Genomic DNA, 11,072 nt, shown 5'->3' with positions numbered 1-11,072 from the left:
TCCGTTGTTACGCGACTTTCAAATTGATTACATCAATTTAACGATTGTTTGGTTTATCCTCAATCCCCCCTGCTAATTGCTTCGCAATTCGCTAGGGTCGCGGTCGTCGCCTTATGAAAAAACTCTGTTCCGTTGTTACGCGACTTTCAAATTGATTACATCAATTTAACGATTGTTTGGTTTATCCTCAATCGAAAATGAATTTTAGATTGAGGATAAACCAAACAATCGTGTCAAATCCTACGGATTTGACAGTCGCTAGTGGTTGAGATATTTTTTCGCAGGGCTCTTGACTTCGCGCAAAGAAAAATCCTTTGCTCATTGCAAAGGACGAATAGGTTCCGCGGTTCCACCTTAGTTGATCTAAAAGATCCACTTACATATGATAACGGTTTTAACCGATACAGCCTACTTACATTTCAGCTAACAACTCCAAGATGGTTTTCAGATATCTAAATTAAGAAATGCTCCCAGCAAATACATTTCCTCTCTAATAACTAGATTACCTTACTCTTTCTTTTCACAGTCTTTATTATTATTTGATAAATAATATAATACTATTTCGTAAAAAAGTCAACATTTTTTCTATATTTAACTGTATAAATTAAATTACTTCAACATCTATAGGTATATTATATATTACATCTTTACGTTCTACTATGATTTTAGATTTTTTTCTTATTGAACTATCTGCCTGTATATTATCTACTAATTTTTTGATAGGATTAATTAACACTGCATTTCCTACCATTTTTAGCATATCAAAATCTCCATTTGTATCTCCATATGCGTAGCTAGCATTTAAGTCTATATCTAATTTATTAACAAACTCTTCTATGGCTTCTATTTTACTTGCTGACTCCCACATTGGTATTAATTGTCCTGTAAATCTATTTTTATCGTCTATTAAATATTCTGTAGCTTTAACGTACTTAACATTGTACATCTTAGCCATTCTCTCTACTAAAAATGATGGACTTCCAGATATGAATATAACTATATGATTTTCTTTTTGATGCCATTTTATCCTATCTCTAGTATAGCGATAAACCTTTTCGCCTTTTAGTTTTATAACTTGATCAGTAATAAAATTTATATAATCTCTATCTACACCTTTTAAATTTTTTAAATAACTCTCTGCTATCTCTAATAAATAATCCTCATAATCACCATGCCTCTTCGTCCAGTTCTCAAACTTCTTTTTAGCCTCTCCATGCCATATGGCAGCATCTAACACCTCGTATTTAATTAATTTTTTAAAGTGCTCTACCATAAGAGAGTCTCTGTACAATGTGCCATCCACATCAAAAAAAGCTGCAACATTCATATAAACACTCCCCAAAACTTATTATTATTATATTATACCAATAAATCTTCGTAATAAACTTGTATCACTAAGATTTTTATTTCCCTAAAGCCAATTCTAAAAAACTAAATCTAATATAGAATTTTTTATTATGTTTAGTAGACAATAAAGTTATAGTCTTTTAAAAATTTATCGAGGTGTTATTTATATGCTTATTGTTTTGTTAAGAACAGTTATTTTATACCTAGCAGTCTTTTTCATGATAAGAATTATGGGGAAAAGACAAGTTGGTGAAATGCAACCAAATGAATTGGTAATCGCTATTATGGCAGCAGAAATTGCATCTACTCCTCTAGAGAGTGTTGATATACCTTTATTCTATGGACTAATACCTTTATTTGTGATGTTTTTTATAGAAGCTCTCATGACATTTTTGATTCTTAAAAACCATGTTAGCAGAAGAATTCTTACTGGTAAACCATCTCTTATTATGAAAGATGGCGTTTTACAAGAAGGCGAAATGAAAAGACTTCGTATTACTATAAGTGATTTGTTTGAACAAGCTCGCTCTCATGGATATCCTAAATTACATGAATTAAAATATATTGTATTTGAGACAAATGGAGATATGAGTATGATACCTAATGAAGATATATCTTACCCAGTAACACTTATTGCAGATGGCAAAAGACTTTATAAGAATTTTAAAGATTGGAATATATCGGAAAGTTGGTTAAATGAGGAATTACACAGAAATGGAATTTCTTCAGATAAAGAATTATTCCTAGCTTATGTAGACGAACAGAAACTATATTTTCATAGAAAGGGGCATTAATTATGAAAATTCTACTCCTTGCTACGATCCTACTTTCCACTGTTATAGTAGGAAGCCTTTTAGTACACAACTATATTCAGGATACTGCAGTAGGATTCACTGAACATATAGAAGAAATAGAGGCCCTTGTAGATGAAGAAATGTGGGATGATGCAAAAAAAGAGATGAATCTATTTAAAAAGGATTGGGAAAAAAATATAAAATTCTGGATGACGACTACTGGACATGAAGAAATTGATAATATTGAAAAGAATTTAATTGAATCATATAACTACATTAATCTCGAAAGTAGAGAATCCCTAGTCAAGTTAGCTTTATTAAAATATTTTTTTGAACACATATATACTAAGGAAAAAGTTAATCTTCATAATCTATTTTAAGGTATAAGGAAAAAGCTTCCTACATCTATTAATTTCCTTTTTGATAATGAAACAATATCAAATCTTTTTTTCGTGAGGTATGAAATGATTTCGTCTCCATCTGGATGCAGCGTAATATCACCATTAAAAAAAACTAGTCTGTCTTCTGATAATGTACCACTTGCACCACCAATAAATCCATAATTTAAGCCTGGTAAATCGATATTTCCTGGGCTTATAAGTGCTACTTCTATTTTGTTTTCTATTGCTATCTTTGCAATGCCTCTATCAGAGGTAATAATGCTATTATTATCTACAACTAATACCGAACATTTAGTATATCCTTGCTTAACCTCTATTAACTCATAACCATTTTGAGTAAGAGTCTTATATAACGTAGTATCAGTATATTTGAAATTGTGAAATATCTTATTACCAACCTTTACTGCATTATAAGCAATATTATCTGGATAATTGCACTTTAATGACTTTTCTCCAAAAATAACTTTTATTTTATAATTATTAAACTCAGCTAATGTTCTGCAGTCTATCTCTGGGTGAACAATAACGGTGTGGTTATCTAAAGGAAAACATTGAATATCCGCATGACTTTTCACAGCATTATATAAAGTATTTAATCCTCTTATTAGTATAATATCTTCTGTATATTTAGTCAGACTATCATAGGTTTCTCTGCTAATATTCTCAGAGACAATACATTTCATTGGTTAACCTTAAAACTTTCCAAATAATTCTTCATAAGCTCCTCATAACAATTTTTTAATAATTCTGATATTTTATTGCTATAATTACACTTTATGTTATTAACTTTTCTAATGATAGCAATATCAATAGTGGTCCCAGTTAAAAATGCTCCATCCATATCATATGCTTCTTTTTCAGTAATATTGTCAAATGCTACTTCTATATGGTTATGTTTGCATATCTCTAATATATATTTACGAGTTACTCCTAATAAAACATTATTCGCTGGGGATGTGATTACCTTATTATTTTTCACAAAAAATACATTAGATTTACTTCCCTCAGTTATATAGCCTTCTTTATTGACTAATAATAATTCAAAAGTATCAATAAAATTAGCTGATGACTGAATACGGTCTTTATAAGAGGTTCCTACAATTTTAACATTAGGATTATGTCTTTCAATTTCTATAGTTTCCACTGCTACCCCTTTTTCTTTCTCTACAGCAGATAGTCCGACTCCTTTTATAAAAGATATCATGATATCGTATTTGTTTTTGTCATCATTTGGAATATATACCAACCTAACATTGGTATTTTTATTCATATTTGCCCTAGCTAACAGTACTATCTCTTGGAGTATATCTGCAGAGGTTATATTCATCTTGTACCCCATATTTTGTATTGATTTCATAAACCTATCAACATGATCTTCAAAAAATAGTGGCTTTCCATCAATCATCTTTATTACTTCATAAACCGCATTCATTGGTATTGTTATATTATATATATCGCTGTTTTCTAATTTACCATTGTATGAAAAATATGTTTTCTTATCCATCGTACATCGCCCTTTCAACATATACTTTTGATTATTATATCATATATTGTAGTAGCAGTATTTATTGCCTACTTTATCCTCCACAGATTTTCCTCAACCCCTTTGGGGTCTCGGTCGTTGGCACTTGCTCAGCAAGCTAGTCGAACTTTCCAATCATAAAATAAAATTCCTATTATAATTTTAATTATTCCAATAAAGTTGTATAATATAGTTAATATAATTCTACTATAGGAGAGGTGATATTTTGAAGAAGCAATATAATAAGCTTGTTAGAGATGGAGTTCCTCAAATAATTATAGAAAGCGGTAGACAATGTAAGACCCGTACTTTGAGCGACCAAGAATACAAAGAGGCACTGCTTACTAAAATTGTGGAAGAAGTAGAGGAATTTAGAACATCTAATAGCGAAGAAGAACTAGCGGATATTTACGAAGTACTAGATAGCTTAATAGAATTTTTACAATACGAACCTATGCATATCGATTATTTAAAAATGAAAAAGAAAGAAAATAGAGGATCTTTTAAAGATCGAATTTTCTTAGAAGATGTAGTTGAATAAAAAGTTCACATATGTGAACTTTTTATTCAATAAATCTATTGAATCACCTAACTATTTCTTTGTTAATAATAGTTTTCTTGCCTATATTGCACAAAGATGTCTATTTTACAAAAAAGGTTATCTTGCTAGCAATTTATCCAAAAATCATCTGGATAAATGAACTGAATATATCAACCGTACTTATAGCAGTACCTATCACACTTCCCAAATTAGCTAATACTACCACTAAGAGTACTCTAGTTACTTTGTTTTTCCACAAACCCTTAAATGAATACAAATCTTTTGATAATTTTTCAAAATCTTCTACTTTAGGTTTTCTAAAATGAGCTTCCACTAATCCTGAAAACCATCCTACAGCTATTAACGGATTTAAGGAGCTTATAGGGGCTAACAATAGAGAAGTCAATATTGATAGTGGGTGTCCCATTGCTAGAATAGTTCCTAGTGCCGCTAATCCACCATTCCAGAACAACCAACTTTTTAAATAAGTAACTCCAGTGAGTTTATCCATTGAAAAACTCACCAATAGTAAAATAATAATTATCACAGGTATTAACCAACCAATACTTTTAGACAGCAATGATTTTGGTGGTAATGTGCTAATTTCTTCCATGTTTTGTTCAATGAAAATTTCTTTTTTTATACCGGGTACATGAGCTGCCCCTAAAACTGCGATGATTTTACTCCCAGGTGAATTTTTTATTTTATTAGCTAAGTACTGATCTCTTTCATCTACTAAATAAGTTTTAAGTCCTGGAAATGAATCTGATAATTCAGATAAAGCTGAATTTAACATATCCTCTTGCTTCATCTTCTCTAAATCTTCCTCTGATATATCTTCATCGTCTATTAAACTAAACAAAATACTACCCATAAGTTTTATCTTACCCCAAAACGATACTCCTCTCCATACTCGAGAAAATGTAATTTGGATATCTCTATCAGCTAGCACTAGATTTGATCCTATCTCTTCACTGGACTCTATTCCTTGAATCATCTCTTGGCCTGCACTGATATTAAATTGTTCTGCAATTTTTCTTTGATAATTACTAAGTAAAATATTAGTAAACATAAACCCAACTTTTTTTTCTTTAATAATCTTAACAATATCAGTATTTTTCCACTTGTCTTTTTCCTTTAGAGATTTATATCTACCTTCATCTAACTCAATGCAAACAGAATCTGGTTTTTCTCGCTCAATAACCTGGCGAACTTCTTCAGCGCTATTTTTAGATACGTGAGCAGTTGCTATAAGAATAATTTCTTTATCTAAATAATTTAATCGGTGTACATTATTACATTCCAAAAACATCACCTGACTCTTCTTTTTAATTCAGTTTTACATAGTAAAAGCCTGTAAATTATATTTTACTACAATCCTCTCTTAATGAATAGCAAAAAAACTTCTAGTATTTACTAGAAGTTTTTTATAAGTTTTATATTTAACTGCAACCTGTTGTAGTTCCACAATCCAAGCATACTTTACAAGTTCCGTTTTTAACCATTCTATTACCACCACAACTCGAGCAGGATTCGCCGTATAATCTTTCTCCCTCTATATTTGCACTATCTTTTTTATCATCTAAAGTAACTAGTACTTCTTGATTTAATTCACTATTTATCTGATGAAAAGTTTGTGGCTTTATTTGACATCTACTAAAGTCTCCTAATTCTATATCTATGATCTTACTTAGTAAATCAGATATGCTTGACGCATATTTAATATACGGATGCCTTGATACAAAACCAGATGGTTCAAATTGCTGCCCTCTAAGCATTCTAGATATATCACTAGCAGGTATATTATACTGTAACATATTTGACAATGATTTAGATAATGAAGCTAATAGACCTTTTACTACTGTTCCTTCTTTATCAGTGGATACAAATACTTCTGCTACTTGCCCACCTTCATAAAATCCTAATGTTATATATAACTCAATATCACCTATTTTTGCAGCATGGGTTCGGCTGAGTCTCATACCACCTGGCCTTTTTCTATTTGGAACTTGTTTTACACAATTTTTACTGTAATCTAATAATTCTGTATAAGTAAATTCTTCTAGTTGTTTTTCTTTTTCTTGAGTATTGCCTGTTGATAGTGGCTGGCACACTTTACAACCATCCCTATAAATTGCAATTGCTTTCGTTCCAGTTTTCCATGCAAGTTTATGGATATCCGCTACATTTTCTACTGTTGCATTATTAGGCAAGTTTACAGTTTTCGAAACAGACCCACTAATTAGAGGTGTTATAGAAGATACCATTAACACGTGACCTTCCGGTCTGATATTATTAGCTGTTTCAAATACTTTATAATGTTCTTCTCTAAGGTATGGTGCACCTTCTACAGAATCATTTTTCATCATACCTTCTTTGTCTTTTTCTAAAATGTAACTGATAATTGCCTCTATCTCATCTTCATTATATCCTAAGTTTTCTAAACACAAGTGAAGTACTGGATTTACTATTTCCAGGCTACCACCTCCAACTAATTGTTTGAAAACCGTGTGATTATAAAAAGGTTCAATAGAAGTAGCTCCACAATCCATTGCTAAAGAAATCGTGCCTGTTGGTGCAATTACACTAACCTGTGCATTTCTATAACCAAATGATTCTCCATATTTAATTGCATTATTCCAAGATTGTTTTAAAGTTTCACTAATAGTTCCCATACCAATGCTCTCTAAAACATCATGATTTACTTTTAGCGGTTCGTAGTATAACTCTTCATACTGGTCATCTAATAGCCCTGCAACTCGACTATGGTTTCTGATGACTTTTAACATATGTTCTTTATTCAATTCATACTTCTCAAATGCTCCTACTATTTGAGCCATTAATGCAGACACATAGTAAGATGTTCCCGTCATAATTCCAGCTAAGGATGCTATTAAATTTCTACTCTCATCTGAATCATATGGCAAACCTAAAGCAAGCAATAGAGATGAAGTATTAGCTAAACCTAGCCCAGTTGTTCTAAACAAATATGTTTTTCTTGCAATGTCTTCTGTAGGAAATTGTCCCCAGTGAATAGATGCTTCTAAGACTAATTGAATTATACCAATAATATGAACATATCCTTCTACATCAATCATCTTATTTTGATTATCATAAAATTTAAAAGCATTTATTGATGCTAAATTACATGAAGTATCATCTAAGAATGCATACTCCGAACACGGGTTAGTAGCATTAATACGGTTATATTTTGCTCCTACCTTGCCATCTTCTCCACCTGGGCATGTATTCCAATAATTAAACAAATCGTCAAACTGTAAACCTGGGTCTGCGCACTCCCATGATGCTGTATTGATCAAATTCCAAAGCTTGCTAATTTTCACCTTTTTATTAACGCTTTGGTCAGTTCTACCCTTTAACTCTAATTCAGCATCAGGATTTTGATCTAGATTCATTACACTTTCCATAAACTCTTTATTTAATCTTATGGAATTATTGCTATTTTGTCCTCCTACTGTAGAGTATGCTTCACCCTCCATAGAAGTATCGTAGCCCATTTTGCCTAAATCTCTAACTTTTTTCTCTTCTTTTGATTTCCAAGTAATAAAAGTTTCAATCTCAGGATGATCTATATCATTAATTACCATTTTTGCAGCTCTTCTAGTGGTACCACCAGATTTAATGGCTCCTGCATTTTTATCAAGACCTTGTAAAAAACTCATCATACCAGAAGAGAAACCGCCATTCGATAATCTTTCATCCAAAGCTCTTATTGAAGAAAAGTTTGTACCTACTCCTGAACCACCTTTAAATAGTTTAGTTTCACTAACGTATTGATCTGAAATAGAGTGCTTTCCTAACAATTTATCTTCGACAGACAATATAAAGCAGGCAGAAGCTTGAGTTCTTGAATATCTATCTGGACTTTCAACTACCTTACCTAATTTTTCGTCGTAGTAGAACAGATCGTCTTTTGTACCTATAATTTTATAACTATTATGTAATCCTGTATTAAACCATTGAGGCGAATTTGGTGCCCACATCTGACTTAAAAAACTATATACTAATTCGTCGTATAAAATACTATACTCATCTTTATTTTTAATTATGCCTTCATCTAATAAAGCATCGATCCAAAAGGCAACTAATCTATTTGCAACTTCCTTCATGCTTCTTTCATAACCAAATTCATTAGTTACACCAGTTTTACGGAAGTACTTAGTTGCAATTATATTGCAAGCAGTTTGGCTGTAGTCTATGGGAAATTCCAAATCTTTCATATCGGCTATGACTTTACCTGTTTTCCAATTCTTCATTAATACATCGATGGATTTCCATTGAAATAAATCGTAAACCGTTAAATTACTATCTTCCTCAAGTCTCTTTGTAAATCTTCTTTTAATAATCTTATTCATATGTAATATCATACTCCTTCTCAATATATAGATTGGTAAATAGAATTATACCATATATATGGTATATAGTGTGATGTATATTTATGTTTTTTATTTAACAAACATAAAAATTGATTTAGATAACATAGTATCTAAATCAACTTTTGTCAGATAGAACAAAAAACTAATACATGGTTAAATCTCAAGACAAGTAAATAAAAAGAATACATAAAATATTAATATCCAAGTCTTGATACCAATATACAATCTAGTTCATTTCTGATTCAAAGCTATGACAGTCTGTTTCTGTTTCATTTGTAGCTTTGCTAGAATTTTTAACAACTTGAATCTGCTCTAATGAACAGTAATTCTCTTGCTTAGCATGATATTTACATTCATCAACTGTACATCCGATATTACTATTTATCTTCATTGATAGTCACCTCCTATAATCCTAATTAGTATGACTACCTTTTAATATTTTATTCAATTAAAAATCAAAATTTTAATTTATTTTCTGTCCCTTTTATTAATCTACTTATATTGGCTCTATGTTTATAAATAGATATAGCACTAACACAACATGCAAATATAAATGCTTCAAAGCTTCTAGATAGCATAACAACTACAATTGGGAAAATCGACATACCTATCACTGAACCTAATGAAACATACTTGCTTATTACTATAATCAACACCCCGATGCCTATGCATATAAACGCAACAATAGGATCATATGTAACAAATACCCCTATTGATGTAGCAATACCTTTTCCACCTCTAAATCCCATTAGTGCAGGCCAATTATGGCCTATTATGACTAATAACCCGCATAATATTATATACATCTCACTAGATGCCAATAATTTCCCAAGAATTATCGCAATTATACCTTTTAAAACATCGCCAACTAATACAAGTATTGCATATTTTCTACCTAATACACGCAGCACATTTGTGGTTCCTGCATTACCGCTTCCAAATTCACGAATATCTTTTTTAAGCTTTATTTTTGTCAACACATAAGAAAAAGAAATATTTCCTATTAGATAACATACTAATAAAATTATAAAGTCCTTCATACCATCATCCTTACTATTTATAGATACGAACCTTATTATAGCAAAATACGTATATATTTATCTATATTTATTTCCTAATAATAAAAAAAAGTTAATTGTTTTGTATAAATTATAACATTAATTGGTGTAAGTGAATATACTATAAAAAAGTTTAAGGACGTGATCAATTGCAGATACATGTTATCAGACCGGGAGACTCTCTTTGGGCTTTATCTAGAGCCTACGATACCACCGTAGAAGTTATTGCTAGCGCTAATGAGATTGAAGACCCTAATGCATTAGTGATAGGTCAGGCTTTAGTTATCCCAATTAATGGAAGTTACTACTTTGTTGCACCAGGTGATAGTTTATACATAATAAGCCAAAGGGTAAATGTTCCAGTGAATGTACTAGCTGAAGTAAATAATATACAAGATCCCACCCAGCTAAGAGTAGGTATGAGACTGTATATTCCACCAAGAACTAGGCCATCAAAAGAAGTTGCAGCCTATATAGACCCTCAAACAACGAGGGAAAATACTGCTGCAGAAATTAACCAAGTAGGTGAACATCTAACTTACTTAAACATATTTAGTTATGCTGTCAATAGAGATGCAAGTCTAACACCACCAAATGACGATCCTGCTATTGAAGCCGCACTAAATAATAATGTAGCTCCTCTAATGGTTGTAACAAATTTTGAAGAAGGTACCTTTAGTCAAGAAATTGCAACCATAATACTCTCTAGTGAACCACTACAAGATACACTTTTTAATAATATCTTAGCTGTAATGGAAGAGAAAGGATATAGAGGCATAGATTTTGACTTTGAATATGTAGGTAGAGAAAATCGAGAGAGGTATAATGCTTTCATAGCAAGGGCTGTTGATTTTTTCCGTCCAAGAGGTTATTTTGTTTCCTCTGCATTAGCACCAAAATTAACCGATGATCAAATAGGCACCTTATACGAAGGACACGATTACGCTGCCCACGGTGAAGTCTTGGATTTTGTATTTATCATGACCTATGAGTGGGGTTGGTCAGGTGGTGC

11 protein-coding genes and 1 other annotated feature are annotated in these 11,072 nt (G+C 31.4%); of the genes, 4 read left to right on the top strand and 7 right to left on the bottom strand.

Annotation, left to right across the window (positions count from 1 at the left end; genetic code table 11):
• Positions 1 to 323: 323 nt before the first annotated feature.
• Positions 324 to 533, bottom strand: a binding site (T-box leader).
• Positions 534 to 604: 71 nt separating this feature from the next.
• Complete coding sequence (locus tag GC105_RS16020) at positions 605 to 1,327, bottom strand: HAD family hydrolase (RefSeq protein WP_152806850.1); 723 nt, start codon at positions 1,325 to 1,327, stop codon at positions 605 to 607.
• Between the two features lie 187 nt (positions 1,328 to 1,514).
• Here GC105_RS16020 and GC105_RS16015 point away from each other — a divergent pair, with 187 nt between their 5' ends.
• Positions 1,515 to 2,141, top strand: a complete 627-nt coding sequence (locus GC105_RS16015; protein ID WP_152806848.1) for a DUF421 domain-containing protein — start codon at positions 1,515 to 1,517, stop codon at positions 2,139 to 2,141.
• A gap of 2 nt (positions 2,142 to 2,143) precedes the next feature.
• The gene (locus tag GC105_RS16010) at positions 2,144 to 2,521 is read left to right on the top strand and encodes a DUF4363 family protein (protein ID WP_152806846.1); all 378 of its coding nucleotides are present in this window, start codon (positions 2,144 to 2,146) and stop codon (positions 2,519 to 2,521) included.
• Here GC105_RS16010 and GC105_RS16005 read toward each other — a convergent pair.
• The gene (locus tag GC105_RS16005) at positions 2,518 to 3,225 is read right to left on the bottom strand and encodes a DUF6873 family GME fold protein (protein ID WP_152806844.1); all 708 of its coding nucleotides are present in this window, start codon (positions 3,223 to 3,225) and stop codon (positions 2,518 to 2,520) included. The genes GC105_RS16010 and GC105_RS16005 overlap by 4 nt on opposite strands.
• The gene (locus tag GC105_RS16000) at positions 3,222 to 4,046 is read right to left on the bottom strand and encodes an aminotransferase class IV (RefSeq protein ID WP_193708456.1); all 825 of its coding nucleotides are present in this window, start codon (positions 4,044 to 4,046) and stop codon (positions 3,222 to 3,224) included. The genes GC105_RS16005 and GC105_RS16000 overlap by 4 nt, the downstream gene beginning before the upstream one ends.
• Positions 4,047 to 4,290: 244 nt before the next feature.
• On the opposite strand from GC105_RS16000, the gene GC105_RS15995 reads away from it, so the two are divergent.
• The gene (locus GC105_RS15995) at positions 4,291 to 4,605 is read left to right on the top strand and encodes a nucleoside triphosphate pyrophosphohydrolase (protein WP_152806841.1); all 315 of its coding nucleotides are present in this window, start codon (positions 4,291 to 4,293) and stop codon (positions 4,603 to 4,605) included.
• A gap of 133 nt (positions 4,606 to 4,738) precedes the next feature.
• Here GC105_RS15995 and GC105_RS15990 read toward each other — a convergent pair whose 3' ends face one another.
• The 4 genes from GC105_RS15990 to plsY form a co-directional block, all read right to left on the bottom strand.
• Positions 4,739 to 5,917 carry a TraB/GumN family protein gene (locus tag GC105_RS15990; protein ID WP_152806839.1) on the bottom strand — a complete coding sequence of 393 codons (1,179 nt, stop codon included), beginning with the start codon at positions 5,915 to 5,917 and terminating at the stop codon, positions 4,739 to 4,741.
• Positions 5,918 to 6,047: 130 nt separating this feature from the next.
• On the bottom strand, positions 6,048 to 8,981 hold the full coding sequence (locus tag GC105_RS15985) for a vitamin B12-dependent ribonucleotide reductase (RefSeq protein ID WP_246169879.1): 2,934 nt from the start codon (positions 8,979 to 8,981) through the stop codon (positions 6,048 to 6,050).
• 247 nt (positions 8,982 to 9,228) lie between these two features.
• Positions 9,229 to 9,393, bottom strand: coding sequence for a DUF1540 domain-containing protein (locus GC105_RS15980; protein WP_152806835.1), 165 nt, complete (start codon positions 9,391 to 9,393; stop codon positions 9,229 to 9,231).
• A gap of 64 nt (positions 9,394 to 9,457) precedes the next feature.
• Positions 9,458 to 10,042: a glycerol-3-phosphate 1-O-acyltransferase PlsY gene (plsY, locus tag GC105_RS15975; protein ID WP_152806833.1), complete on the bottom strand. Its 585-nt coding sequence runs from the start codon at positions 10,040 to 10,042 to the stop codon at positions 9,458 to 9,460.
• A 167-nt stretch (positions 10,043 to 10,209) separates the two neighbouring features.
• On the opposite strand from plsY, the gene GC105_RS15970 reads away from it, so the two are divergent.
• Positions 10,210 to 11,072, top strand: an 863-nt coding sequence (locus tag GC105_RS15970; RefSeq protein ID WP_152806831.1) for a LysM peptidoglycan-binding domain-containing protein, incomplete at its 3' end; no start/stop codon positions are given.

This window comes from Alkalibaculum sporogenes, from assembly GCF_009362815.1.
In the GTDB taxonomy this organism is placed as follows: Bacteria; Bacillota; Clostridia; order Eubacteriales; family Alkalibacteraceae; genus Alkalibaculum_A; species Alkalibaculum_A sporogenes.
The sequence above is the reverse complement of the archived record's forward strand: the minus strand, read 5'-3'. Positions and strand labels throughout refer to the sequence as shown.

Bases quoted from the DNA above. Each gene is read 5' to 3' on its own strand.
- GC105_RS16020 (WP_152806850.1), bottom strand. From the start codon at position 1,327: ATGAATGTTGCAGCTTTTTTTGATGTGGATGGCACATTGTACAGAGAC.
- GC105_RS16015 (WP_152806848.1), top strand. From the start codon at position 1,515: ATGCTTATTGTTTTGTTAAGAACAGTTATTTTATACCTAGCAGTCTTT.
- GC105_RS16010 (WP_152806846.1), top strand. From the start codon at position 2,144: ATGAAAATTCTACTCCTTGCTACGATCCTACTTTCCACTGTTATAGTA.
- GC105_RS16005 (WP_152806844.1), bottom strand. From the start codon at position 3,225: ATGAAATGTATTGTCTCTGAGAATATTAGCAGAGAAACCTATGATAGT.
- GC105_RS16000 (WP_193708456.1), bottom strand. From the start codon at position 4,046: ATGGATAAGAAAACATATTTTTCATACAATGGTAAATTAGAAAACAGC.
- GC105_RS15990 (WP_152806839.1), bottom strand. From the start codon at position 5,917: ATGTTTTTGGAATGTAATAATGTACACCGATTAAATTATTTAGATAAA.
- GC105_RS15985 (WP_246169879.1), bottom strand. From the start codon at position 8,981: ATGAATAAGATTATTAAAAGAAGATTTACAAAGAGACTTGAGGAAGAT.
- GC105_RS15980 (WP_152806835.1), bottom strand. From the start codon at position 9,393: ATGAAGATAAATAGTAATATCGGATGTACAGTTGATGAATGTAAATAT.
- plsY (WP_152806833.1), bottom strand. From the start codon at position 10,042: ATGAAGGACTTTATAATTTTATTAGTATGTTATCTAATAGGAAATATT.